Genomic DNA, 26,313 nt, shown 5'->3' on the forward strand with positions numbered 1-26,313 from the left:
GCCTATTTAAAAATAAAGATATGTCCTTTGGTGGATGCTACAAACAAATAACCATTGCGAATTGTAGGCGATGCGCTAAGCATAGCTTTTGCTCTATTATTTTCGGGAACCGAAATAAATGTTTTTTTCAAATTGTTCACATCTAAAACATAGATTCGCCCCTCGTCACTAGTACAGTAAACGATACCACTTTTTGTTGCGATAGGAGAGCTATAAATTCGGTGTTTTGTACGCAGAAAACGTATCTTTTTACCCGAAAGAACATTTATGATATGTAAGCCACTGTAACTACCGCAAAATAGCGTGTCATTTATAACGGTAGGCGCAGCAAAAATAATTGGGCTTTTTCCTTTGTACGTCCACTCTATGATACCTGTTGTTGCTTGAATGGCAGAAATAACTCCTGCACTATTGGCAAAATAAACGCGATCTCCAACGACAGTTGGTGGAGAGGTGATTTTGTCCGAGGTTTTATGACTCCATATGTTTCGTCCAAACTCGCAGTCAACAGCATGGAGAAAAGAAGCGTAATCCCCCACATAGATAGTGCCCTTATCAAATGCGGGAGAGGAGGCGATAGGACCTTTTGCACTGTATGACCAAATCAACTCACCACTAAAGCGGTTTAGACAGTATAATTTTCCATCACCGCTTCCAAAATAACAATGGTGTTCATTGATGATGGCAGATGATCTGATAACCCCTTGGGTTTTAAACTCCCAAATGGTGCTACCCGTATTTTTATTTAAGGCGTAAAATTTTCCATTTTCACTTCCGAAATACAAAAATTTACCGGCAATTGTAGGAGAGCGATAGATATTTCGTTTTCCCTTTAATTTTTCTTTTATCTTAAACGTCCAGAGTTGCTGGTTTTTGATGTAATCATACGCATATACACTTCCCACATCTGTTGCGAGGTATAGCTTACCAGAATCTTCGATAGGGGCTGCCCATACACCTCCTGGTATTGCAAAGCTTCGATATAGCTTTGTAAATGACGTTTTCGATACATTTTCCATGATTCCTGTGCGCTGTAAATTCTCGCGGAACATCACAGTTTTGACGTTTTCTTTTACAGGAGCTTTCAATGGTTTTAGTGAAAAGGATAAAATTTGCTCTTTTTGCAATTTCCCAATACTTATTTTAGATACAAGTTCATATTTACCGGGTGTTTCCACTAGTACCTTGACATTGGTCAACAGCTCATTTACCGTTTGCTGTTGTGTATAATTTGATTGATATGATTCTAATTCTTTTCCGTAAAACTCAAGGTAAACTTGGTGCTGTTTTACTTGTTTTTCGGGTAGCCAACGTACCAGTAAATATATATTCTCTCCCACAGAAAATGTACTTTGTTCATTTTTCTTGCTATTTACAAGGGAAAATGAAATATCTTGCTGTGTGAGATATTCTTCCTTACTTTGGAATACGGATATCAATAAGAACACACATATCGCAAACAGAGATACGAATGCTGCGAGAAACTTTGTTCTTCGACTGCGAAGATTTTTCTTTACATTACGCGCTATTTTTGGCCAAAAAGAATTTTTAATGTTAACTTTATGTCCCCGAGAAAACGCCGTAAGGTCTTTCACCAAGTCATTTGCTGATTGATAGCGATCTTCTTTTTCTTTTTCAATTGCTTTCAGACATATTTTTTCTAAATCTTTGGGAACCCTTTTTGCCACCTTGGAAGGTGGTGGGGGATTTTGATAGAGGATTTGATCAATCACTTCTGAAAAAGATGAGCCCGTAAAAGGTGTTCGATTTGTAATTAACTCGTAGAGAATTGCCCCCAGGGCGTAAGTATCACTGCGTTCATCCAATTCTTTGACCAATCCATCGGCTTGTTCAGGAGGCATGTAGTGCACTGTACCAATAATCATACCACTTTTGGAAAGTTTGCTATCTTCATTGATAATTTTTGCCAATCCAAAGTCCATCACTTTGGGTTCTTTATTTTTGTCAATAATGATGTTTTCGGGTTTTAAATCGCGGTGTATAATCTTTTTACCATGGGCATGAGCAACCGCTTGTGTCACTTTAATCATCAGTTCCACAATTTGTCTGCGCGTTAAGCTACGTTCCTTGATAACTTGATCAAGAGTTTTCCCTTCGATAAAATCCATCGTAAAAAATATATTGCCTTCTTCATTACCAATGTCATGAACTGCGACAATATTAGGATGGTCAAATTTTGAGGATAAAAATGCTTCGCGAAGAAAACGCCCCATTCTCTCGGTTTCTCGTTCCTCTGTGGAAAGAAGAACTTTTAGGGCAAGGATTTTTTTTGTACTCGCATCGTAGACTTTGTAAACTTTCCCCATTCCGCCACGTCCAATTTCGCCAATGATGTCATAACGGCCAAATTTCTTCCCCGGTTTTATCGCCACGGCTTCCGCAGAGAACTCTGAATGTACTAACTCCACTTCGGACTCTTCAAGTTTGTTACTAGCTCCCGCAACTTGCGTCTCCGGAAGCATATCGTTGGGGAGAGGAAAAGGGTTGTCAAAAAGCCTGTCATGCTGAATCTGCGGGAGTTCAGCATCATTATCATATAAAGTAGATGGAACCTTAATCCCGGGTGAATTTCCTTCAAACAACGTTTGTGGGATATTTTTCGAAGAATTTGTACTAAGCGGTGAATTTCCCTCGAATAATGTCTGAGGAATATTGCTCGAAGAACTGTTTTTTACAGGTGCATTTCCTTCAAACAACGTTTGCGGTATATTCCCGGAAGACTCGTTCTTTACGGGTGCATTTCCTTCAAACAACGTTTGCGGTATATTCCCCGAAGATTCGTTCTTTACGGGTGCATTTCCTTCAAACAACGTTTGTGGTATATTTCCCGAAGATTCATTGGTAATGGGGGGTAATTTTCCCACAAGAGTGTTCGGAATTTCGTTTGAATTCGTAGAGAAGGTCTTAGGAATAGGGTTTGGTTCTTCGTCGTATACTGTGCTTGCAACAGCAGGCATATCATCGAAATTGATATTATCTATTGTCTGTACACGATCACTTCTGACATAGTATTCTTCATCTTCCAGGACAGACTTTATTTCGTGATCGATATCATCACTGTCTGATGTTTCGGACATTTTCGCTTTTTTAATGATTTGGTGCTCAATAGTTGCTACTTGTGCTAAAGATAAAAACTTGTTTTGAACTAACCATTGTGCAAATGAAAGATTTCGTTGGTAGTAATTTTGTTTTTCGTATTGTTTCCACAAGCTTTGGAGGTGCGTTTGTTTTATAAAACCAAGCGCTGCTGTTACCCTTGCAAATTCTTTATCCTTTGCAGTAGCCATATTTTTTCCCACATATATTGTAACAAAAGGCAGTTAAAAATGATTTTGCGAGGTCTTTGGTCTTCAAAACGGCGGATGTTTTTTGAAGTTACCAATTAAGAATTTGTCACTTAGATCGCAGGGGGGTCTCAATACAAGAAATACAATGAACAAGTAACGTGTCAAACCCCAAAAAACTTCAGTTAAACAAATGACAACATTCTTAGAGTGTAAGAGTACAATCTTAGCAAAATTTCCCGTTTTTGTAAATGGAAAACCGCGAAGCAAAAAAAATTATTGCACATTCCCAAAAAATTCTCATATACTTGTCAATATTTTTAGTAACTCATTTCCACACACGTGTTGCAAAGACAGGATTTACTGAGATTTATTTTCACCAAATTTATTTCGATAGGCTTGGAGGACACATGAAACGATTTTTATGGGTAATAGCATTCATCATCGTAGGGTGTAGCGAAAAAGTAACGATTTCTGTTCCCCCTGGAGCAGGAAAAGATTTACAAAAAGCCTTAATTACCGTTCAGCCTGGTACAGAGGTTCAATTACAAGAGGGTGTGTATGAATTTTCCAAACGTTTAACACTTGATGTAGAAAATATAACAATTACAGGTCAAGGCCCGAAAAAAACTATTTTATCCTTTAAAAAACAAAAAGTAGGTGCCGAAGGTTTTCTCGTCACCAAGGGCAAGTTTAAAATACGCAATTTGGCTATTGAGGATTCGGTTGGCGATGCTCTAAAAATAAAAGGTGCCAAAGATATTCACATTGACTCCATTCGCGTAGAGTGGTTAGGAGAAGTTAAGGAAAGCAATGGTGCTTACGGATTGTATCCTGTAGAGTGTGAAAATATCGTTATTAAAAACTGTTTTGTACGGGGAGCATCTGATGCCGGTATTTACGTTGGTCAATCAAAAAATATTATTGTGACCAACAATCACGTTGTCGAAAATGTCGCGGGTATCGAAATCGAAAACTCAACAAAAGCTGATGTTTACAAAAACAAAGTACACAACAACACCGGAGGCATTTTGGTCTTTGATTTGCCAAATTTGCCTGTGCAAGGAGGGAGTCGCGTACGTGTTTTTCATAACGATTTACAAAACAACAACCACAAAAACTTCGCAGCAAAAGGTACCGTAGTTGCAAATGTTTCGCCGGGAACAGGGGTAATGGTGATGGCCAACGATTACGTGGAGATTTTCGAGAATCAAATTCAAGGTCACAATACGGTAAGCATTGCCATCGTCAGTTACTTCGTTCTCAATAAAAAATGGAAAGATGAGGCTTACGACCCTTTCCCTCAAGCCATATTTGTCCACCACAACAAAATTTTCGGTGGCGGAACAAAGCCTTCCGGAACATTGGCAGAACTTATTGCACCACTTTTTTCAAGGATGCCCGATATTCTTTGGGATGGTATGGTAAACATCCAAAAGTATCCGAATGGTAAACTACCGCGAAGTATAGGAATCTTCATTGAAAACAATGGCCACGCCACTTTTGGAAATTTTAACTTGCGCGGGCTCCCAGAGGGCAAACCAAAAGTCAGCACAGATATAAAAGTACACCGCGGTAAAATGCCCGCTCTTCCTCCTGTTCGCGTGAAGGGATTCTGATTGATGTATCGTGTATTTATTTTTATATTTTTGTTTGTACTTGGTTGTTCGCAGGAACCACACACAAAAGAGTTCTCTCCACACAACAAATTGTCCGACTATGGTTTCTTTATGGGAAAAATCCGTGAACAAATTCCCCAAAGTGGAGTAATACCCTACGAGCTAAATACACCGTTGTTTTCGGACTACACCAACAAAAAGCGTTTCATCTATTTGCCACCTAACTCTGCGATAGAATATCGTCCTAGCGATATTTTATCTTTTCCACAAGGAAGCATTCTTATCAAAACATTTTCGCTTGCGCACGATATGACAAACAACAAGCGCAGAGAAAAAATACTGGAAACGCGTCTACTGGTTAACACCAAACAAGGATGGAAAGCCTACCCTTATATTTGGAATAGTGCTCAAGATGAAGCATACTTAGAGCTAGTGGGAGATATTTTTGATGTTTCGTGGATCGACAAAAATGGACAACGTCGCACAAATAACTATGTTGTCCCTAATGTAAATGATTGTAAGGGTTGCCACTTCAAAAACGATAAAATTCAGCCCATTGGTCCACAGGCGAAACATTTAAATACGTCCGGACAGCTACAACAATGGCAAAAAATGGGACATCTAAAAAAAGTCCCTGCTCAAGATATCCCGCAAATAGCCGTATGGAATGATGAAAATGCAGATATTAACGACAGAGCTCGTGCTTATCTCGATATCAACTGTGCTCACTGCCATAACCTCCATGGACCAGCGAGTAATGCCGGGCTGGATTTACGCAGTGAAAATCTCGATCGTTCCTTATTGGGAATATATAAATCTCCCGTTGCCGCCGGCCATGGCACCGGTGGACTCAGTTATGATATTTTTCCTGGTAAGCCACAGAAGTCCATTTTATTGTACCGTATGCAATCCACAGATCCTAAAATTGCTATGCCAGAGCTGGGGAGAGGTGTCGTTCACGAAGAAGGCGTTCTTCTCATTACGCAATGGATCGAAAACATGAAAGAGACCAAAGATGAGTAAATGGATATTGTTTCTACTGTTGGTAGTCAACGTTATTGGGCAAAACGAATTTGATAAACATGTGCGTAAACTGACCAAACAATTAAAGTCTCCAGATGAACAAAGCAAGATTGCAGCGCTTCATTCTCTTGGACATTTAGGAGAACATGCGGCGCCAGCAATTCCCATGATGATTAGTCTGCTAAAAAAGCCGCAAAGTAAAGTAGCGCAAAAAACTTTGGAAACTTTCGCACGTTTGGGAGCTGTAGCAAAACCTGCTGGCTATGAACTCATAAAATTACTGTCATCGAAAGACAAAAAAACAGTATTGTTGGTGCGTAAAGCCCTTATCGCAATGAAGGACGGCGCTGTTGGACAACTTTTAAAAAATATAGACCATGAGTCCACAAAAGTTCGCTGCCATATTCTTTTCATATTAGGCGAAATTAGATCTCTTGATACGCACTCGTTTATTCTCAACAAACTCAACGACAATGAGTGGCAAGTTCGTTTTGCCGCTCTAGAAGCTCTGGGGAAAATAGGTGCCAATAAAGCGCAACAGGAAGTATTACAAAGATTGTTCGATGAAAATCTACAAGTGCAAATTCTCGCTGTCAAAACTTGTGGGGCGATAAAACCGGCAAATGAAATGTTCTTGCCTCCTCTAGCAAAAATTTTTGCGAAAGATTCACTAGTCTTGCGCAAGGCTATTTTACAAAGCATCAGCGACATGAAAATCACTTCGGTCAAAATCAACAAAATATTGGTGCGCAGCTTACGCAACAAAAAGATGCAAAAGCTGGCAATAAAAGCGATCGGTAAAATACGTAGCGTGAAAATGACCAAAGAATTGTTGCCCTTTTTACAAGATAGCAACACCAATATAAAAATAGCTGCCATTGATAGTATCGGAAATTTAGAAAATGAAGCCCTGGTTTTTCTCGACGACCTTATCCCCATCGCCACCGATGGAAGTGTTCGCGTGCGTATGCACACCGCAAACGCTATTGGTAAAATAGGAGAAAAAGCCGCGACAGCGGCAATGCCTGTGCTATTATCTTTATTGGAAGACATAGAAAGTGAAGTACAAACTTACGCGGCCATCGCTCTAGGAAAAATGGGAAAAAAAGCCGTATCTATTTTGCGTGACATCATCATCCATAAGCCCAGACTTCGCTCTCATGCGGCCTATGCACTCGGACAAATAGGTAGAGACAGTATTCCAACGCTCATTGAATTATTAAATAAACCACAGAAAAGCGTTCAATTTTATGCCGCAGAAGCACTTGGACGCATCGAACATGAAGATACTCAGCAAGCAATTCCCATACTGATCAAACTTCTAAAACAATCCAAAAATAAACAACAGTTTGTCGAAGTATTGGGAAAAATAGGTCCTAAAGCGGCAAATGACCTAATACCACTCCTCGCAGAAAAAAAGTGGCAGGTGCGCAAAGCGGCAGCAGATACTTTGGTACTCATCGGTCCAGCGGTGATCCCGCTTCTTGCACAAACAGTGCGCCACAACAACAAATATGTGGTACTGTATTCCATCTCCGTTATTGGACGCCTCCAAGATAAATCTTTGGCACCTTCGTTGGTGGAAATATACAAATCAACACCCGACGCACAAATAAAAAAAAGTATTGTCATTGCCCTAGGACAGGTCAAAGAAGGGGTCTCTATTCTAAATGATGCTCTTCTTCTTCCTAGCCTACGCGAAGAAGCGCTCGTCGCTATTGAAAAAATAGCACGGGATGCCCCACAAACGGTAAATAATTTGGCCACTGTTTTGCAAAAAGAACAATGGCATTTGCGAAAAAAAGCGGCGCGGTGCTTGAGCCAAATTGGCAAACCCGCAGTGGCAAAACTCATGGACGTTCTCGCAAACGGAGACCGTATTGCACAAGCTTTTTCGGTCATCGCATTGGGAAATATGGGACAAGACGCGGCCCAAGCGGTTCCACAACTTATTACAACTCTTCACCAAACAAACGATAAAGCCCTAAAAGAAAATATCATGTTTGCATTGGTAAGTATCAAAGTGCAAATAAAAGATATTATGATGGCTTTACAAAAATATCTCAGTAGCGAAGATCTTCGCCTCAAACGTGCCGCAATACTGGCGATCGGAAAAATGGGAGAACTAGGGGCCGTGTATATTCCAAAATTTCTTTACGAAGCGCAACAATCACCAAAGAAACTGCGTAGTGTTGTTGTAAATGCCATTGCCGAAATGGGAGAAAAAGCCATTCGCTATATTGTGCCATTTCTCAAAAACAAAGAAATGCTCCATCGCGAAATTATTGCTGCGGCACTAGGCAAAATGGGACAAAGTGCCCATAAAGCGTTGCCGTTTATTGTTTCTGCTCTAGAAAACAGTTCTGGAGATGCGCGCAAAGAGATGATAAAAGCGATTCGCGATATAGGCCCACAAGGCGCTTTCGCAATTCCAATGTTGTCGGTATTCTTACGCTACGAAGATTGGCAAGTTCGCGAACTTGCTGCCCAAGCCATCGGAGCCATGGGCAAAAAAGCAGAAATTGCCGTACCTGTATTATTGCCTTTGTTGGGGGATTCTTCGTGGCCTGTAAGAAACGCCGTGAGTGAAACATTGGCAAAAATAGGTGGGCAAACAACAGTGTTAGGTCTCACCACCGCTTTGCGAAAGCCTTTCGTAGAGCTACGTATCCATGCACTCATTACCTTGAAAGACCTTGGACCACAAGCTTATAGTGCTGTAGATGAAATATTAAAAATATTGCGCAGTGACTCCTCTGTTCGCGTACGAAGCAATGCGATATACGCTCTGGGAAAAATAGCCCCAAAGGAAACCAAAGTCCGTCGTGAACTTGTCAAACTGCTCAAAGATAAAAACTGGCAAATTCGCCAAGCGATTTCCTTTGTATTGAAACAAGAAAGAGATTGATTGTGCTAAGAGAATTTACAAAGAAATTAAAAAAACAGTTATCACAAGATTTACCAGGTGTTGACGCTCATCGCAAGATGTCGTCATGTCTGAGGATGACGGCGGAAGAGGCACTAAAACGCAAAAAAAATGTACGCCTAAGTGCGGTCATGTTGTTACTCTACGAAAACGAAGGTAGCATTCACACTCTTTTAATCCAGCGCTCCACATACAAGGGGGTACACAGTGCGCAAATGGCCTTACCTGGCGGTGGAAAAGAACCACAGGACATTGATTTACAACACACGGCCTTACGCGAAACCGAAGAAGAATTGGGAATTTGTCGCCATGAAATTAATATCATAGGGCAAATGACCAAAGTGTATATTCCTCCGAGCCGTTACGTAGTAGCACCTTACATTGGATATATGGAAAACAAACCTAGTTTTTCCCCAGATCCGCACGAAGTAGCGGAAGTCGTACAAGTACCACTAAAAGAACTCTTTGCTCCAGAGACAATAAAAAAAACTAAAGTAAACGTGAGTAGAGTGAAAATACCAATTAAAGTACCGTGTTTTGAGGTACAGCAGCGGATTGTGTGGGGAGCAACAGCGATGATGTTGAGTGAATTTTGTGATATTGTCAACCGTGACGCGAAGTTGATGTCGTTGTAGAAAAGATACTAGCATACGATGCCCCACAATCGGCTAATCGCCGACGATAGGGCATTGTACACTAACAAAACACAAGCTAAAAAACTACGACAACTTACCAAAAGCATTTTCCACAAGTTGCTTTTGTTCTATTTGGTGTTGTTTATTGGAACCTGTTGCTGGTGCAGCGAGTTCATGTCGCGAGACGACCTTAATTTGATTGTCGAATGGCCAAGTACGTAAAATAAATGACCATGCTCCCATATTTTTAGGCTCCTCTTGAACCCACACATATTCCTTCGCGTTTTTATATTGAGCAAACAATGTTTGCAATGTCTTCTTTGGAAAAGGATACAACTGTTCTACGCGCAAAATCGCAACATCGGAGATATTGTTGTCTTGTTGATGTTTAATAAGGTCATATGATACCTTACCGTTACACAATAATATTCTCTTTACCTTTTTCACATCAGCAACATTATCATCTATTACCATATGGAACTTTCCAGTTGCCAGTTCCTCTAAAGGACTTTGGCACATCGGATGACGCAGCAAGCTTTTTGGAGTAAAAACAACCAGAGGCATACGAAACGGAAAAAGCATATGGCGGCGTAATAAATGGAAAAAATTGGCAGCGCTTGTGCAATTTACGACCTGCATATTGTTATAAGCGCATAACTCTAAGAAACGCTCCATACGTGCAGAGGAGTGTTCTGGTCCTTGCCCCTCGTAACCGTGTGGCAAATACAAAACAAGGCCGCAGTTACGCTTCCACTTCGTTTCGGAGCACGATAGAAATTGATCGATAATGATTTGCGCACCGTTTACGAAATCACCAAATTGTGCTTCCCAAATAGTTAAAGTTTTTGGATTGGCGCTTGAATAGCCAAATTCAAAACCCATAACGCCGTATTCCGACAGTGGGGAGTTGTATACAAAAAACGGTGCCTGATCCAGAGCAATATTGTTTAGCGGTATATACTGTTCTTCCGTGTCTTCGCGTAAAATAACACTGTGACGATGCGCGAAAGTACCGCGTTTACTGTCCTGTCCACTAAGACGCACAGAAAAACCCTGGGTAAGTAGTGAAGCATATGCTAAATACTCGGCGATGGACCAATCGCATTTTCCCTCTTTCAGCAACAGCTCTTTTTGCGTATTGTAAATTCTTCTTATTTTGGGAATTACTTGGAAATCATCGGGAATTGTCAATATGTTTGTTCCCATCTTGCGTAGACTTTTTAGAGGAACTCCTGTTTCCGGAGAGTCATGAAAGTCATCGCTGTTAGGGCGTCGATATCCCGTCCAATCGCCTTTAAAAGAAGTATAAGTTGATTTAGCTCCCTCACGCCTGACGACATCGAGTTTTTGTTGTAGCATCTCTCGATAACTCACTTCAACATCCTTCATCTCGTCGGAAGTGAATGTTTTGTCTTTCAGTAGCTTCTCGACGTAAATATTACATGGATCGGGATGTTTGGCGATGGTTTTGTATAATTTGGGTTGTGTAAAACGCGGTTCATCCGCTTCGTTGTGACCATATCTACGATAACCAAGAAGATCTATATACACATCCGTACGAAAAGTTTGGCGATATTCCATTGCTAATTGAATGGCAAAAACAACCGCTTCTACATCATCAGCATTTACGTGGAAAACAGGAGAAAGAGTCACTTTTGCTATGTCGGTGCAATATGTACTCGAACGCCCTTCAATGTAATTGGTCGTGAAACCAACTTGATTGTTGAGCACAACGTGAATCGTACCTCCAGAGTGGTATCCTGGAAGAGTGGACATTTGGCTTACTTCGTACACAATTCCCTGACCTGCAATCGCGGCATCTCCGTGAATTAAAATAGGTACTATTTTACTCGCGTCTCCGTTATAGCGTTTGTCAATTTTTGCTCTCACGACTCCCTGGGTAACAGGTCCTACCGCTTCAAGGTGTGAAGGATTTGGGATTAAATTCAAGTGGACATTTTTATCTAAGCGTGTCTTTACATCACTTGAATAACCGAGGTGATACTTTACATCTCCTGCAAATACCGCCTCAACAAAAGCGTTACCTTCAAATTCAGCAAACATTTCATCGTAACTTTTTTGCAGTATATTGGCGAGAACATTCAGACGACCACGGTGCGCCATACCAATAACGAATTCATCCACTCCCAGCTCTGCGCCCTTTTCAATGATTGTATCTAATCCAGGGATCACAGACTCTACTCCCGAGAGAGAAAATCGTTTCTGCCCGATATATTTAGTGTGCAAAAAGTTTTCGAAAACAACAGCGTTGGTTAATTTCGCTAAAATATGTTTTTTATCTGCCAGGGAAAACTGCGGAGTATTTCGCGATTTTTCCATTTTTTCCTGTAACCATTTAATGCGCTCAGGGCTTCGAACAAACATATATTCCGCACCGATAGAGTTACAATATGTTTGGTTGAGATGATCGAGAATTTCTTGTAGTGTAGAAGAACCCAAACCTATCTGGTGTCCAGCTTCAAATTTGGTATTCAAGTCACTTTTAGAAAGACCAAAATTTTCGAGATCTAAAGTAGGTGTATATTTACGTCTTTCGCGCACGGGATTTGTACGCGTAAAAAAATGCCCGCGTTTGCGATATTCGTTGATTAGATTAATCACCATAATTTCTTTGTTGATCTGCGAACTTTGTTCAGGCCCTGCTTCACGACTAGCGCCAAGATCATACCCATGAAAAAAAGCTTGCCAATCGCTATCTACGCTATCAGGATTTTGCAAATATTGTTGATATAGTGACTCAATGTATTCTGGATGGGCTTGCATAACGAACGAGAAATTTTTCATCAGTTTGTCACGAGGGTACCCTACATTTGGGAGGAATCGTTTTCAACACTGTGATGATAAACACGAACCCGATTCTTTTTACCTCGCATCTCCTTTCTGGGAGTAAAAATATTCCATATACTCTTGTACAAACACTCTTTGTATGAATCTTGAAAATGGTTAAGATTCGCGGGCGGCGAGATAACCCCATAACATACCGCACAGCAAACCCGCGCTGTGCGCATAATTAGCTATACCAGGAATGACAAACCAGCATAGAAAAAACCACACAATCGCTAGTTTTACGACATTCTCCCCTAAATGAATGTCCCAGGTTTTGTCGAGTCGATCGCGAATCCATAGGTAACCAAATTGACCGTAGAGAACTCCGGACATACCGCCAAAAATGCTAGGACTTATCATAAATTCTGCCATATTAGATATAGTTGCAATTACAACTATTTGTGTCAAATAAAAAATAGATCCATGTTTACCTTCGATGAGAGAACCTAGGAAATTGAGCGCTAACATATTGAAAACTAAATGTAATAAATCGAAGTGAACAAAGATAGGTGTAATAATAGTCCAGTGGTGACTAAGGAAAGGATTGTGCAGTATTAGTACATGTGGTGCAATAATTTCCCGCAGTGCAGGGGAGTGGAAGAGTCCTGTAACGATGATGCATACAACAATAAATAGTTGCGTCAAAAAGGGATATTGGGGGCCTAAAACTAAAGTAACTTTTTTCGCGCGTTTCTTTTTTGCCGGCTTTTTAACGATTACATTCGCATATTTACCATCATCAGGGTTTTGCGTAAATTCGTTGCATATATTTTTTGCTGTTTCTAACTTATCTTCATCGTGTACCCATATGACATATTCGTCCTGTGAATTTTTAATCACATTTTCAATATCTTGACTTATCAGATAATTGCTTAAAGTTTGTGCGTCTTTTTGATTTTGTAACTTACCAATTTTTCTCATAGGATTATCCGTAGCGTTGCTGTGCTAATATTTTGACTAATTTATTGTTCTGTTGTACAGATATATACTTTTTTTCTACCATCATCTCACTGAGGCGCGGTATTTTTTTGTGCTGTTCATATTTGTTTTTTTGTAAGAGAAGACATTCCTCTATTTCTTTGTCTGAGACAAAGTCGTAGTATATCGCTAATTTACCAAGTACAGTATCTTTGTGTAAAATTTTATTGTACCGGTGTTCACGGAGAAGTTCATCTATTTTTTCTTGTGAGATGAGATTTTCTTGAATAAGACCAGGAATAATAGATTGTCCTGCCGCAAGTAACTGCGTAATATGTTGATGAGATATTAATTTGTGGCGTATTGCCAAGCGTAAAATGCTCAACTCTTTTGTAACTTTGATCTTGCGTCCAAGAGGTATAATTTTTGGATCATTGTTTGCAGAAACCGCTGAAGAGTCTTCCCTGAGTGGTTGTAGTAGGGCTGGTTCTTCTCCTGTTAAGTAGTCCTTATCGTCTTCTTCCTCTTCGTGAAAAGAAAACTCTAAAAGCATTCGTCCTATTTTGATTTTTTGTTGTGGCTGCAACTCACAGTGTTCAATTAGCTCATTATCAACAAATACTCCATTTGCAGAGAGTAAATCCGTGACATAAAAAGAATTTTTCTCGCTTGTTATCATAAAATGCAGAGAAGAACAAAGTGGATCATCTACACGAAAGTGACAAATACTTGAGCGCCCAACTAAACGCATTTGACCATACGGAAGCAAAAAAACTTGATTAAGTTGATGCTGCATTCCTTCTAAAATGATTAATTGTGCATTAGTCATATCGGTTATCTCTTTCAATCAGATCCACGGGAATTTCTTTCAAAAAGCGCGAAGGAGAGTTACGAAAACCATATGTATCTCCTCGTGAGGAAATGCGACTATAACTGATGGTGAGCATTTTTTTTGCTCTGGTAATTCCCACAAACAGAAGGCGCCGTTCTTCTTCTATCTCGTTTTGTGTTTCACTGCGACTATGCGGGCAGATTCCTTCCGCAACACCAATAATAAATACAATAGGAAATTCCAAACCCTTTGCGGCATGCAACGTCATAAGTGTCAGAGAGTCAACATCCTGATTTTCTTTTTCGTTATCAGTTAACAAAGAAATGTGTTGCAAAAAGTTAGATAAATTAGCATCTTTATGGATCTTTTCATACTCTTTTGCCGATGCTAAAAGTTCTAAAATATTTGCCTGGCGTTCCTCTTCTTTTTTTTCATCATTTTTTTTAATATGCTTCATGTAACCTGTTTCATCAACAACAATTTCGATAAATTGCGAAATAGGTACATCTATTTTTTCTTGTACATTACGCACGATCGTCATAAATTTACGCAGCGAGTTTTGTTGACGTGTTGTCATGCGTGTCCATAAAGCTTCGGCTTCCATAACTTCAAATATACTAATGTCATTTTCGCGAGCAATCTCAATCAAGCACTTAATGCACTTTTTGCTAATCCCTCGTGGTGGATTATTTATTATGCGAAATAAAGAAATTTCGTCAACGGGATTTGCAAAAAATTTAAGATATGCCAACACATCTTTTACTTCCGCTCTTTTGTAAAACTCTAGACCACCAACAATTGTGTAGGGAATATTCGCCTCAACAAGTTCGGTTTCGATAATACGACTTTGTGCGTTTGTTCGATAGAAAACAACCATATCAGATAAGTTGTGTTCGCCTCGCAATTGCTGAATTTGACGGCGAACAATTTCGGCTTCGTGCTTTTCATCATCGGCACGGACAAACTTGACGGGTTGGCCCTCGTCATTCTCTGTCCATAAGTCTTTTGCTTTGCGAAATATGTTATTGGAAATTAAGCTATCCGCTACTTTCAAAATCGTACGTGTGCTACGGTAATTTTGTTCGAGTTTGATCACTTTGGCGTCAGGGAAATCTTTTTCAAAATTTAGAATATTCTGAATATTTGCCCCACGCCATGAGTAAATAGATTGATCTGGATCGCCTGTTGCACAGATATTTTTGTGCTCTTGTGCCAACAATTTTGCAATTTGGTATTGTGGCTCGTTGGTATCCTGAAACTCATCTATTAGCAGATATTGAAATTTATTTTGATAAAATTCGAGGACGTCTTCGTTTTTTTGAAATAGTTCGAGTGTTTTTAATAGCAAATCGTCAAAATCAAAAGCATTGTTACGTTGAAGCATTTCTTGGTATGTTTTATAAACTTTACCGATGAGTCGATCCCAATAATTTCGCGACGCAAGAATCACTTCGGGAGATTTGCCGTGGTTTTTATAACGACCGATCGCATATTGATACTTACTGACACCGATAGATAAATCTATATCTAGTTCCGTAAGTACTTGTTTGATAATTTTTTTTTGATCGTCTGCATCGTAAATGGTGAAGTCAGGTTTGTAATCGATGGCTTCGCATTCTTTGCGTAGTATTCGCGAACAAAAGGAATGAAATGTTGTGATCCAACCAATTTTGTAATTGGTGATGGTTTCTACACGCTTTACCATTTCCTTAGCTGCTTTATTGGTAAATGTTAAAGCGAGGATCTGGGAAGAGTATATTTTTGTAGAAACAAGTCGTGCGATACGATGTGTAATGACGCGTGTTTTTCCACTCCCTGGTCCTGCTAAAATGAGTAGCGGTCCTTCATCGTGGTTTACAGCTTCATACTGTGGTTTATTTAATCCTTGTAGAAAGTTCATTGACTTGGCGACGGGAAGACCAATGCAAAATTTGGCCTTAATTTCTTGCCCCATCATCCCTTCTTTGTGTAAAAAAATCAGGGTTATTCATTCTTATTTTAGCCTATCTCCGAGCCCACATCGAACTCATCACACAGGCTAATTATGCAACAAGCACGCTCTTTACAATTAGCATCTAAACCTAGAATTTGAGTGTTGTGCTTTCGTATGTCAATTTAATACAAAATAACTTCGCAAAAAAATATGCTACTATTGACAATCAACGGAAAAATAGCTAACATAAAAAAAAATTATGGGCAAAGCGAATTCAACTTTTATGGAAGTAATCAGATGGAAACACCATCAAATGAAAAGAAAAAGAAAAAAGGCTTTTTGAGCTTTCTAATGAAAATCTTTATTTTCTTCGTAGTTATTATTCTAATCTGCACTGGGCTTTTTTATTGGAAAAAAAAGACGGTTACTGTGTATGCCTTGAACTTTTATTCTACCCAACTATCGAGCACTTTAACTTCAGAGAAACACTACAACATTGAAGATGATCAAGAGTATAAAGTTGTATATGAAGGTAAAAAAGGCACAGCTGACTTTGATGAAGCACAAGCAAAAAAGCGCATACTTGATCAAAGAAAAAAAGAAGTTTTAACAGCATTACAAAGTCTAGTAAAGAACTATAGCGAAAACGCGACAAAAAAGTGGCAAGAAATCTTTGCCGAACTACGTGGCGATATAAACGCAATGTTTGCCGATCAAAAAATTTCTACGGACGAGTATAAACATTTCTTGTCAAAGTTAGAGGCATATTCAAAGTAAACTTTGGAACTTCCTCTTGGAAGTTCCGATGTTCTGGAGCTACAAAACAAAGTGGCTTTTAAATTTTGACCGTAAGTAATAACTGTACAACACTTTATACGACCAAATTGTACAATTCCAACAGCAAGTTGAAGTAGTTTGATTTTAATAAAACAATAGCGAGTTGTTCGGCACGGTTCTGTGGAACTTGTGGGGTTACTCTTCCCAAGAAAATTCGATTTGTGTATCACCAATTTGGATGATATCTCCCAATTGCAAATCTTCGCGAAATGAAATAACTGCCCCGTTTACACTAGTACCATTCTGACTATTGTTATCGAGAATTTCAAAAGCACCACCAACATTACGGACAATACAGTGGATTCGCGACATTTTTATATCTGGGATTGGAATAGAACATTCTAAATTTCGTCCGATAGAAGCTTCATCGCCATCTTTAATCACACAGGATAGACCTTCGCCTTCCCCTTTAATTACCTTGAGTTTTCCAATTTTCATACAGCATCCTTTTTCGAACTTTAGAACACAACATTACCTTTTCATCGTTTTAGGCAATGTTCTAATTGGGTTTGTTTAGATTATACTTTTCCATTTTTTTATACAAATTACTGCGTTGCATCTTCAAAATTTCAGCTGTTTTTTTGACATTCCAATTTGTTTCTTCTAGCTTTTGCGACAAAAAGGCTTTTTCTGATACTTTTTTGAAATCTTCGAATGTTTCCGAATTGAACATTGAATCATTAGAAGATGTGTCGTTTGTGTATAAATTAATATCTTTTTTGGTAATAGAGCTTGATTTTGCAAGGATTACAGCGCGTTCAATTAGGTTACGCAGTTCACGAATATTTCCAGGCCATGAATACGACTGTAGGCTTTTAATAGCGCTTTCTTCCAATGTTTTGGCGGGTAGTTTATATTTTTTTACGAAACGGTCAAGAAAAAAATTGGCAATAAGTGGTATGTCACTTAACCTTTCTCTAAGGGGAGGTAAATGTATCGGAACTACATTTAGTCGATAGTATAAGTCTTGACGAAAAGTCCCCTCAATGCTCTCCTCAGCTAAGTTTTTATTCGTAGCTGCGATCACGCGTACATCAACATCGATTTGGGTACTACCACCTACGCGTGTAATCTTTCCCTCTTCTAACACTCTGAGCACTTTTGCTTGCGCGGTTAAACTCATATCCCCTATCTCATCGAGAAATAAACTCCCTTTGTTGGCAAGCTCAAATTTTCCCTTGCGCTTTTCATGAGCATGAGTGAAGGCGCCCTTCTCATGGCCAAATAATTCGCTTTCAATCAAGCTTTCTGGTATGGCTGCGCAATTCACTTCGACAAAAGAAGCTTCTTTCCTCACCGATTGATAGTGAATTGCTTGCGCGATTAGTTCTTTACCTGTACCATTTTCTCCTGTAATGAGTACTTTGGCTTCTGTGGGGGCAACACGTTCTACAGTATCGAGTATATCAAGGATCGCCTTGCTATTTCCCAAAATTTGTGGGTCATCATTGACAATTTCGGATAATTCTTTACACTGCCTAGATAATTTTTTCTTCTTCAAAGCATTGCGGATGGTAATGAGGACGCGATCTTGATCAAGAGGTTTAGCAAGAAAGTCAAACGCTCCTTTTTTTGTCGCATCTACGGCAATCGGGATTTCCGCATTTCCAGAAATGACAATGACTTCGATGTCTCCGAAGTCTTTTTTTATTATCTCTAGTAATTCCAAGCCGTCCATACCAGGCATTTTAATATCTACAAGAGCAACATCTATATCGGACTTTTTCTTTAAAAATTTCAGAGCGTCTTTACCATTCGCGGCTTTATCTACGTGATAGTCCTCGTACAAAAGAACCATTTCTAACGTGTTGCGAATTCCCTGATCGTCATCAACTATTAAAATGTTTGTCATTTTTTTATTCCACAAGACTAGAAGAGCAAGTTATTTAAAATTCGTCGTCGTCGTAGTCATCACCTTCGTCGTCATAGTCATCGTCACCTTCATCGTCACCATCGTCTTCTTCATCTTCGTAAGTGTCTTCTTCGCTATCACTATCATCTTCGTTTTCGTAACTATCGTCTTCATAGCTATCATCGCCATACTCATCGTCTTCGTAACTGTCGTCTTCGTACTCGTCGTCTTCAGACTCATCGTCTTTTTCACGCTTTAGTGTACTCTTACCTCTGCCTTTACGAATGGTAAGCTTTCTCTTTTTCTCAGGAGCTTTATCACTGATGCTGTAGGTAATATTATTGGTATCAAAGATACGTTGCAACGCAGTGTTGAAATCATAATTTCCCATCGCAACTTCGCGGTCTTCATTGTATTTTTTTGTACGTCCATCATCACCGACATAACCAACTAATTCACCGCGTAGGTCAAAAACAAAGTAATGATTTCGCGCTATATTTTTTTTATTTCGCCACGAATACTCATGAGCATATCCTGCAGGTACGTTGTTGGATCTCACATGATAAATTTTGTCAAGTTCAGGCTCTGTGGCGGAAAGAGTGATTTTTTCCTTTGGTATTTGTTGACAGCCCATAATAAAAATACTGCACAATAAAAATCTAAGTAGCACTTATTTTCTCCTGAAATAAAAAATGCCAGGAATATTCCTGGCATTTTTCTTGTTTAGTCTAATACAGCCTAGTTAGCAAGAGGGTCTGTAATAAGTTCAGCTCCCCAGTCTGCAGCCGCTCTTCTTAAGTGATCAACGTGCGCATCTAGGAATAGGAATTGCATAACTTGTCCGTTTTCGTGATTTTCAACGAAACCATCATTCCAGTCGTCAGCTGCGATTGGAGTAGTTGTGGTTTCTTCTGTAGGACGGAAAATACCAGGATATTTGTTTTGGTCTACATTGATACGTCCACCATAACTAATAACTGTTGTGGTATCAGCGGTGCTGTAATCAGCTGTAGGAGTAATTTTAGCAATTACCATTTCGTCACCAGCTTTAGACGGATCGTTAGGATCTGTAGAGTTGATGTCTGGAGTAGATGGACATAGATATACTTCTGGTTCGATAAGAATTTTTTCAGAGTATAGTTCGAATATGAATGCAGAACCGTTAGGGTCAGAACCTTCAACAGATCCAGCTCCGGTAGGATAGCGAACTTGACGTCCAATATCTAGTAGGAATAGGTTGAATGCTTTACCCAATTGGCTTAAGTTAGCTTTACACTTAGATTGCTTAGCTTTTTCACTTACCTGGCTAAGAGCTGGTAATAACATAGCAGCCAGGATACCAATAATAGCTATTACAACTAATAGTTCTATTAGAGTAAATCCTCTTTTTTTCATGTATGTCTCCTATCAATCCACATTTTTTTTCGCAAAATGTGGAAAAAAATATGTTTACAATATAAAGGTTATATATATACCTATTATATTTACTCGAATAAAAAAAGCAATTTTTTTTCTCGCCTAAAAAAAATTTTTTTTCTTAGGAAGTTTGTAATTTCAAGAAGTAAGTATAGGTTCCTCCGTAACCACAAATGTATCCTTCAGGGGAAAAGAACGCATTGCGTATCAGTGACGGAAAAAAAGCAATACTTTCTTGTTGTTTTGTTTGGCAAGTCGTCTCTAAATCTTGAGTGGCCACATAAAAATCTTTTGCGACAAGAAATTGCTCTACGTTGCAGTTTCCTTCCACAATTTTAACACATTGGGCGTTCATATAATCCCAAAAGCGGATGGTGTTATCACGCGAAGCAGAAACAAGTTGATTTCCCACAAAGGCAACGCTTGTAACCCCGCTAGAATGTCCCACAAGTGTCGCCACTAACTTTTGTTGTTGAATATCCCAAATCTGAATGGTCCGATCTTCCGCTCCTGAAGCAACGTAGCGATTGTCAGAGCTAATATCTATACTGCGTACATCGTGCTGGTGTTCTTTCCATTTCTGCAGGCACTTTTGCTGCGCAATGTCCCAAAGATGCACGTTGTGGCCACGATCCCCGCTGGCTAAAAACCGACCATCACTACTCACCTTTGCACACATAACCACTTTTTCATGACCTGTTAGTTTAAAAGCGCGCGTATCTTGTTCTAAATCGTAAAAAGAAATGTCTTTGGAACTTCCGCCGTAATAGACGTAGCGATCATCGGGTGTATAGTGAGCAAAACGCGTGTACTCTTCAGTTGAAATAGTTCTTACTTTACGTCCAGATGCGACATCCCATATATGCAAATAGGTGTCTTTTGACGAGGTAACTAAATTTTTGTTACAGTGACTAAACGAAGTGGTCAACACCACATCCTCATGCCCAATAGGAAAAGAAATTTGTGACTCGCTGTTGGCGTTCCACAAACGAATGGTTTTGTCACTCGAAGCAGAAATGATACGTTGCGCATCACCCGTCATTTGTAGGCCAAAGATTGCACTTTCGTGACCTTCAAATTTTTTGATACATTCTCCACTTTGCACATCCCAAACGCGGATCGTTCCAAAAACACTTGTCGCGACGTAGCGTCCATCACTGCTACACGAAACGACAAATACAATACTTTTGTGCGGTAGTGTGCGTAAACATTCTCCTGATTGCAAATCCCATATACGAACACTGTAGTCGCGCGAGGCGGAAAACAGTAAGCGTTTGTCTTTGTCCATACAAACACTTTTCACATCGCGACTGTGACCTTTGAGCACATTGATGCACTCCCCACTTTTGGCATTCCAAATGCGTATCGTATGGTCCCAAGAAGCCGAAGCAATGATACTTTCATCATCGCTGAGACAAACACCATTCACAGTTTTGGTGTGCCCGTTCAACACATGTAGACATTCTCCACTCTTGCGGCTCCAAACACGTACGGTTTTATCTTTGCTACCGGACACGATCAGATTTCCGTCTTCGTTACTACTCACACAAGCGATTTCGTCGGTATGTCCTTCGAGAGTTCGAATACAATCACCTTTTTGAATATCCCATATTCGCAAAGTGCTATCTCCCGAAGAAGTCACTACTTGGTGTGGGTGACAGAAGGATATGCCCGAGATATAGTGGCTATGGCCTTTTAAGGTCATAAAACAACGACCGGATTCGCTATCCCAAACACGCACGGAACGATCCCATGACCCCGAAACGATAATATTCTGTTTGGCGTTCATTGCAACGCTCGTTGCAATGTCTTCATGTCCACGTAGTATTTTAATCGTCGCGGCATTTAATGTCTCCGGAAGAGGTGACAAACTTTGCAACCACTTCCACCCACCGCGCGATTCTTTTTGTTGCCGTAAGTAATCAACAAATTTGTAAAAGTGAGGTGAGGAAATAGATTTTTTCTCCGCATAGTAAGAACTTGCTTGTGGAGCATCATACCAATAGCCGTGGTTCCACAATGATTGAATCAAACACTGTGGGTGGCGAATCAAAAAATGTAATTCTAAGTCGATAATACTGCCCATGAGCTGTAAACTGTCTCGTTTCACAGAAACTCCCGGAGCCAAATCGATACAAAGATCTGCAGGAAGCGGTACGGCAACGGCTGTCGTGGCAAATTCGATATCATTGCGCAAATCACTTAACATATTTGCACAACATTTTTTTTCGAGAAAGTCAATATCGGAAAATAGTTGCAAAAGACTGGTATAGTCTTCGCCCCATTGCGTCTGATAGGCGATCTCTGTCAGACTACGTTCATAACCAAACCCTTGCTCGCGAAAAAAAGCCGCTAGGCGCAAATGGCTATTACGTAAATTGTTTCTTCCTAACCACATTTTCACTGAACGTTCAAACTCTGGGTGGAAAAAAGTCAATAGCTTTTCACGTGGGATCACAAAATTCGCCAAGTTATTTTGCAAAACAACCAAGAAATCATCGGCAAACTCTTCGCGAAAATCGCGCAACATAATTTCGCGAATTTCCACCTCTGCGAGACCATTGCGACTAGAAGCGATGAGTCCCAAGTAGCAGGTGATGATTTGCTTGCCATAGGCGTTTTGCAATCGGTCGAGAATTTGATGGAATAAAGATTCTACGGTTTCTGCCAACTGACCAACGGCGATACCACCGGCACTCATTTCATCTAACGCCACCTTAAGAAAAAGAGGACTCCCGCATGCTCTTTTTATCAACAAGTTTTCTTCGTCTACCGACAACTTATTTTGCTGCTGACGAATGATAAGACGAATACTTTCTTCATCTAGAGGTGGTAGAGATAAAATCTCAGGTGTTAAATGTTCCTGTATCTTTGGCCATATGGATGTGGGACGTGTTGTCAGAATCAAGCGTACGTTTTGACTGAAATTCTTGGGTAACCAACGTAAATTATGCCCCTCGTCATCCATTTCGTCAAATCCATCGATAGCAACCACCAATGAACGTTCTGTCGTCTGTAACACTTCATGCACTTGCTCAAGAATTTTCAAATCGGAATTTTGCAAATTTTCAATAAAGCCGTACTGCTGTAATTGTTCCGCCAAACTATTGACAATGCCGCGTACCGAACGACTTTCCCCCGCCATACTCATGTAATGTGCGATGATAGGAGTGTCTTGCCATTTGTAAATAAACTCTGCAAGTAATGCCGACTTCCCCGTTCCTGCGACAGCTTCAATTGCCAACGTATTTGGCGCGGTGTTTTGCCGACAAAATTTTGCCATATGTGCTAAATGCTGTTGTTGCCCGACAAAACCGCGGCGCTTTTCTTCAATAATTTCGCTTAAAGCATCTTTTTTACTATAGGATTGCAAATCTGCCTTCACTCCTGGTGGATACTCACAATCAATGATCTTTTCGATATTGGTCGCAATAATTTCTAGGAGTTCCTCGGTGTTGTGGTAAACAAAAACTTTTTCACCTTTCTCTTGCAACTCTATTTTCAATGATTGTAGAGAATGTTGGTCTTGCTCATTTTCCATTCCCCTCACAGAATCATCGTATTGACTTAAATCTCCAAAGCAAAAAAAACGGCGATTTTTTGGTATTACTTCCAGTGCTTTCCTTATTTCCATTTCGGTAATTGATATGTGATCGCTATTCTCTGCGCCATCAAAATCTTTTGGTGGTCGCCATCCATAACGATACCCGAGTATGCCCACAAAGTATTGACACTCCATCACCATATTGATACACCAACGAACCAAGTCATCATGATGGTCTTCTCGCCATCGTAAATCATAGGGGATGATATGTAGACGCCGTTCAAAAACTTGTTTTTGTAGCTTTTGAAATATCAACGCCAAGCGGTCGCGTTCTAGTTCGAGGTCCCGAAAAGTAGAACTTATAAAAATCTTAAGGGTCGTCCAAATATGCATGATATTGTTCCTAAATTTGGAGAAAAGACTCAGGTGCGGCGGCTTTGACCATGATAGTGTTCTCTTTTTTGCAAATGACACTTCCTGGTTTCGCACCGCGACTTTTACTGACGTACTTTGCCATGGTATATATCACCGCCACCTTACCAGCATTTTTTTGTTTAGAGTGATATGCGGTAATTGCCGCTACTTTTTTTATAGTGCTTTTTTCAGGACGCTTGTCGTGACATGCCAATATGACATGTGCACTGGGCATTCCTTTGACGTGAAACCAATAATCATTTGCACGTGCAAATCTCAAACTTAAGTAATCATTACTTACCGCATCACGTCCTATGTACAACTTGTAATCGTCTATATCCATTTCGTCAACACGATGTTCTTCTAAACTCATGCCTTACTATCCCAATAAGGTTCCTCTATATTGTTTTTCTGATTTTCATAACGGCTCATAACAAACAATAAATCCGATAAACGGTTCATATACTGCAAAGTATTTTCTCCGACAGGCTCTTCACGGTGTAGTTGTGCTAAATGGCGTTCGCCACGTCTACAGACAGTACGCGCAACATGAAGATATGACGCTGCCAAGGTTCCTCCAGGGAGAATAAAATTCTGTAAGGCAGGAAGTTCTTCATTCATTTCGTCCATCCATTTTTCTAGTTTGTCGGTATGCTTTTGATCAATCCCTGGGACAGGCATTTTCTCTTTGTCTTCTTCTAAAATACATAGATCACAACCAAGATGAAATAACTCATTTTGAATTTCGCGAAGCCGCGTTTTATTCACATCTACAGTGGTAGTGCTGATGGCAAGTCCGATAAAAGAGTTAAGTTCATCTACAGTACCGTATGTCTCAATGCGCAGCGAGTCCTTATCCACACGCTGACCTCCACCGAGAGATGTCGTTCCATCGTCGCCTTTGCGCGTGTATACTCTAGTTATTTTTGGCATATCGTTCTTCTTTCAAAAAATGAAAAATACTATACGCCGCCAATTTGTTGGTGAAAATTTTCAACCATTTGCTGATACATATCATCATAATTTTTTTGACAAAACACCACTTCTTCGGTATTTAGCAAAAAAACATGGTCATTGGCAAGCGCTAAACTATTAAATAAATCATTGTGGATAATTTGGTTTTTTTTCATTTGTGCAATAAAATCCATTACTTGATTCATGGCACTTTTATGCATGTTATCTTGGGATTGCTCTTTCTCCAAGTCGCTAATTTTTTTAAACGAAACACTTTGAGAAAGTGTAAAACTGCAATCTAAGTCTTTGATATATGCCATTGGATCGGGTAGATAAAAGCCGAGAATTTGTAGATGATGAGCATTGCACCAGCTTCTTTTCGCCTTGCGGTCATCTATATAACGTGTGACAGTAACACATCGGTCTCGAAAATTCATGAGGTGGCTATTTTGTTGTGTATGACAAAAAGATTTTATCTCCTTAATAAGAGGAAGAACTTCCTCGTCTTTGCAAAGACTCTTATCGACAATTGCCTCTACGTGTGAGGTTTGTATGTGATGGTGGCGAGTGTTCTTACGTAAGTATTTTTTCAAAATTTTTTGGACGCGTATGGAAGAAATTTTTCGCACTTGTTGCGAAAAATTTGCGCTTTCTTTTTTCCGTAAACACCACTGGCGATGTTTTGTGTAGTTTTCCAAGAAATACTCAGCAGAAAATTGCTGATGCGCTGCTGCAAGAATGGCTAAATTGTAAAGGCATGCACCGCGATTTAGTTTTGTAAATCCAAATTTTATCTGTGCGGGATCTAGTGTAAAAACTTTGTTTTTTGCCAGTAAAAAATTTCCCAGATGTAGATCTCTTTGTAGTACTTTTTTATGGTGATGCTCGGCGATCGTGGCAATGACAAGTTGTAAAAGTTTTTCTTTTTCGTCTAGAGATTGTGTCATGCCCCATAAATCTTTCATATTTTTTCCATGGGCAATATATTCGGTAACGATACACCAATCTCCCACACTATTTTTTCCATAAAAAAGGATACGTGGTCCGCGTATATTGCGTTTGTTTAAACCAACAAGTCCTTTCACCTCTCTGCGCATTCTTCTTTTGCCTTTTCGACCTAGAAATTTTTTGACAATGACGTCCTGCTCTTGCCATTTGCCACTGTATATGACCCTATTTCCCGGTACCTCGCGTAGAATTTTTTCGCAACAAAAGGTGTTGTCCTGCAAATAAATAGTATGTGACATTTGTTTATTTC

Annotated in this window: 18 protein-coding genes; 5 read left to right on the forward strand and 13 right to left on the reverse strand. The window is 39.8% G+C overall.

What is annotated here, in order from left to right:
- Positions 1-2: 2 nt before the first annotated feature.
- Entirely contained in the window at positions 3-3,308 is a 3,306-nt protein-coding gene (locus tag UABAM_RS06410; protein ID WP_151967177.1) for a beta-alanine-activating enzyme beta-propeller domain-containing protein, read from the reverse strand.
- Positions 3,309-3,715: 407 nt separating this feature from the next.
- Here UABAM_RS06410 and UABAM_RS06415 point away from each other — a divergent pair, with 407 nt between their 5' ends.
- Genes UABAM_RS06415 through UABAM_RS06430 form a run of 4 tightly spaced genes read left to right on the forward strand, consistent with a single transcriptional unit; the run spans position 3,716 to position 9,508 of the window.
- Positions 3,716-4,924, forward strand: coding sequence for a parallel beta-helix domain-containing protein (locus tag UABAM_RS06415; RefSeq protein WP_173013167.1), 1,209 nt, complete (start codon positions 3,716-3,718; stop codon positions 4,922-4,924).
- 3 nt (positions 4,925-4,927) lie between these two features.
- Positions 4,928-5,947 carry an SO2930 family diheme c-type cytochrome gene (locus UABAM_RS06420; protein WP_151967179.1) on the forward strand — a complete coding sequence of 340 codons (1,020 nt, stop codon included), beginning with the start codon at positions 4,928-4,930 and terminating at the stop codon, positions 5,945-5,947.
- A complete protein-coding gene (locus tag UABAM_RS06425) occupies positions 5,940-8,855 on the forward strand; it encodes a HEAT repeat domain-containing protein (protein ID WP_151967180.1) in 2,916 nt (971 codons plus the stop codon). The genes UABAM_RS06420 and UABAM_RS06425 overlap by 8 nt, the downstream gene beginning before the upstream one ends.
- A gap of 2 nt (positions 8,856-8,857) precedes the next feature.
- Positions 8,858-9,508 carry an NUDIX hydrolase gene (locus tag UABAM_RS06430; RefSeq protein WP_151967181.1) on the forward strand — a complete coding sequence of 217 codons (651 nt, stop codon included), beginning with the start codon at positions 8,858-8,860 and terminating at the stop codon, positions 9,506-9,508.
- 84 nt (positions 9,509-9,592) lie between these two features.
- Here UABAM_RS06430 and UABAM_RS06435 read toward each other — a convergent pair whose 3' ends face one another.
- The 4 genes from UABAM_RS06435 to UABAM_RS06450 all read right to left on the reverse strand — a co-directional run bounded on the left by UABAM_RS06435 (position 9,593) and on the right by UABAM_RS06450 (position 16,062).
- Positions 9,593-12,313 carry a 2-oxoglutarate dehydrogenase E1 component gene (locus UABAM_RS06435; RefSeq protein WP_151967182.1) on the reverse strand — a complete coding sequence of 907 codons (2,721 nt, stop codon included), beginning with the start codon at positions 12,311-12,313 and terminating at the stop codon, positions 9,593-9,595.
- Between the two features lie 159 nt (positions 12,314-12,472).
- Positions 12,473-13,276 carry a rhomboid family intramembrane serine protease gene (locus UABAM_RS06440; RefSeq protein WP_151967183.1) on the reverse strand — a complete coding sequence of 268 codons (804 nt, stop codon included), beginning with the start codon at positions 13,274-13,276 and terminating at the stop codon, positions 12,473-12,475.
- 4 nt (positions 13,277-13,280) lie between these two features.
- Positions 13,281-14,102, reverse strand: a complete 822-nt coding sequence (locus tag UABAM_RS06445) for an FHA domain-containing protein (protein ID WP_151967184.1) — start codon at positions 14,100-14,102, stop codon at positions 13,281-13,283.
- Entirely contained in the window at positions 14,095-16,062 is a 1,968-nt protein-coding gene (locus tag UABAM_RS06450; RefSeq protein ID WP_151967185.1) for an ATP-dependent helicase, read from the reverse strand. The genes UABAM_RS06445 and UABAM_RS06450 overlap by 8 nt, the downstream gene beginning before the upstream one ends.
- Before the next feature lie 273 nt (positions 16,063-16,335).
- Between UABAM_RS06450 and UABAM_RS06455 the strand changes: the two genes are divergently transcribed.
- Positions 16,336-16,815, forward strand: coding sequence for a hypothetical protein (locus UABAM_RS06455; protein ID WP_151967186.1), 480 nt, complete (start codon positions 16,336-16,338; stop codon positions 16,813-16,815).
- 195 nt (positions 16,816-17,010) lie between these two features.
- On the opposite strand, the gene UABAM_RS06460 is transcribed toward UABAM_RS06455, so the two are convergent.
- From UABAM_RS06460 to UABAM_RS06495, 8 genes are all read right to left on the reverse strand, one after another.
- On the reverse strand, positions 17,011-17,313 hold the full coding sequence (locus tag UABAM_RS06460) for an FHA domain-containing protein (protein WP_151967187.1): 303 nt from the start codon (positions 17,311-17,313) through the stop codon (positions 17,011-17,013).
- Positions 17,314-17,374: 61 nt separating this feature from the next.
- On the reverse strand, positions 17,375-18,727 hold the full coding sequence (locus UABAM_RS06465; RefSeq protein ID WP_151967188.1) for a sigma-54-dependent transcriptional regulator: 1,353 nt from the start codon (positions 18,725-18,727) through the stop codon (positions 17,375-17,377).
- A 34-nt stretch (positions 18,728-18,761) separates the two neighbouring features.
- Positions 18,762-19,397 carry a hypothetical protein gene (locus tag UABAM_RS06470; RefSeq protein WP_151967189.1) on the reverse strand — a complete coding sequence of 212 codons (636 nt, stop codon included), beginning with the start codon at positions 19,395-19,397 and terminating at the stop codon, positions 18,762-18,764.
- Positions 19,398-19,465: 68 nt separating this feature from the next.
- Positions 19,466-20,122, reverse strand: a complete 657-nt coding sequence (locus tag UABAM_RS33900) for a type II secretion system protein (RefSeq protein ID WP_151967190.1) — start codon at positions 20,120-20,122, stop codon at positions 19,466-19,468.
- 142 nt (positions 20,123-20,264) lie between these two features.
- Complete coding sequence (locus UABAM_RS06480; protein ID WP_151967191.1) at positions 20,265-24,080, reverse strand: beta-propeller domain-containing protein; 3,816 nt, start codon at positions 24,078-24,080, stop codon at positions 20,265-20,267.
- Positions 24,081-24,090: 10 nt separating this feature from the next.
- Positions 24,091-24,474 (reverse strand): NFACT RNA binding domain-containing protein, encoded by a 384-nt coding sequence (locus tag UABAM_RS06485; RefSeq protein ID WP_151967192.1) that lies wholly within the window; start codon positions 24,472-24,474, stop codon positions 24,091-24,093.
- Positions 24,471-25,034, reverse strand: a complete 564-nt coding sequence (locus tag UABAM_RS06490; protein WP_151967193.1) for a cob(I)yrinic acid a,c-diamide adenosyltransferase — start codon at positions 25,032-25,034, stop codon at positions 24,471-24,473. Before UABAM_RS06490 ends, UABAM_RS06485 begins: the two co-directional genes overlap by 4 nt.
- A 29-nt stretch (positions 25,035-25,063) precedes the next feature.
- The gene (locus UABAM_RS06495; RefSeq protein WP_151967194.1) at positions 25,064-26,302 is read right to left on the reverse strand and encodes a BUD32 family EKC/KEOPS complex subunit; all 1,239 of its coding nucleotides are present in this window, start codon (positions 26,300-26,302) and stop codon (positions 25,064-25,066) included.
- Positions 26,303-26,313: the final 11 nt, after the last annotated feature.

Origin of the sequence: Candidatus Uabimicrobium amorphum (assembly GCF_009002475.1) — a bacterium.
Taxonomy (GTDB): Bacteria; Planctomycetota; Uabimicrobiia; order Uabimicrobiales; family Uabimicrobiaceae; genus Uabimicrobium; species Uabimicrobium amorphum.

What these genes read in the sequence shown, in the direction of transcription:
- UABAM_RS06410 (WP_151967177.1), bottom strand. Translation starts at nt 3,308, where the DNA reads ATGGCTACTGCAAAGGATAAAGAATTTGCAAGGGTAACAGCAGCGCTT.
- UABAM_RS06415 (WP_173013167.1), top strand. Translation starts at nt 3,716, where the DNA reads ATGAAACGATTTTTATGGGTAATAGCATTCATCATCGTAGGGTGTAGC.
- UABAM_RS06420 (WP_151967179.1), top strand. Translation starts at nt 4,928, where the DNA reads ATGTATCGTGTATTTATTTTTATATTTTTGTTTGTACTTGGTTGTTCG.
- UABAM_RS06425 (WP_151967180.1), top strand. Translation starts at nt 5,940, where the DNA reads ATGAGTAAATGGATATTGTTTCTACTGTTGGTAGTCAACGTTATTGGG.
- UABAM_RS06435 (WP_151967182.1), bottom strand. Translation starts at nt 12,313, where the DNA reads ATGAAAAATTTCTCGTTCGTTATGCAAGCCCATCCAGAATACATTGAG.
- UABAM_RS06440 (WP_151967183.1), bottom strand. Translation starts at nt 13,276, where the DNA reads ATGAGAAAAATTGGTAAGTTACAAAATCAAAAAGACGCACAAACTTTA.
- UABAM_RS06445 (WP_151967184.1), bottom strand. Translation starts at nt 14,102, where the DNA reads ATGACTAATGCACAATTAATCATTTTAGAAGGAATGCAGCATCAACTT.
- UABAM_RS06450 (WP_151967185.1), bottom strand. Translation starts at nt 16,062, where the DNA reads ATGATGGGGCAAGAAATTAAGGCCAAATTTTGCATTGGTCTTCCCGTC.
- UABAM_RS06455 (WP_151967186.1), top strand. Translation starts at nt 16,336, where the DNA reads ATGGAAACACCATCAAATGAAAAGAAAAAGAAAAAAGGCTTTTTGAGC.
- UABAM_RS06460 (WP_151967187.1), bottom strand. Translation starts at nt 17,313, where the DNA reads ATGAAAATTGGAAAACTCAAGGTAATTAAAGGGGAAGGCGAAGGTCTA.
- UABAM_RS06465 (WP_151967188.1), bottom strand. Translation starts at nt 18,727, where the DNA reads ATGACAAACATTTTAATAGTTGATGACGATCAGGGAATTCGCAACACG.
- UABAM_RS33900 (WP_151967190.1), bottom strand. Translation starts at nt 20,122, where the DNA reads ATGAAAAAAAGAGGATTTACTCTAATAGAACTATTAGTTGTAATAGCT.
- UABAM_RS06480 (WP_151967191.1), bottom strand. Translation starts at nt 24,080, where the DNA reads ATGCATATTTGGACGACCCTTAAGATTTTTATAAGTTCTACTTTTCGG.
- UABAM_RS06485 (WP_151967192.1), bottom strand. Translation starts at nt 24,474, where the DNA reads ATGAGTTTAGAAGAACATCGTGTTGACGAAATGGATATAGACGATTAC.
- UABAM_RS06490 (WP_151967193.1), bottom strand. Translation starts at nt 25,034, where the DNA reads ATGCCAAAAATAACTAGAGTATACACGCGCAAAGGCGACGATGGAACG.
- UABAM_RS06495 (WP_151967194.1), bottom strand. Translation starts at nt 26,302, where the DNA reads ATGTCACATACTATTTATTTGCAGGACAACACCTTTTGTTGCGAAAAA.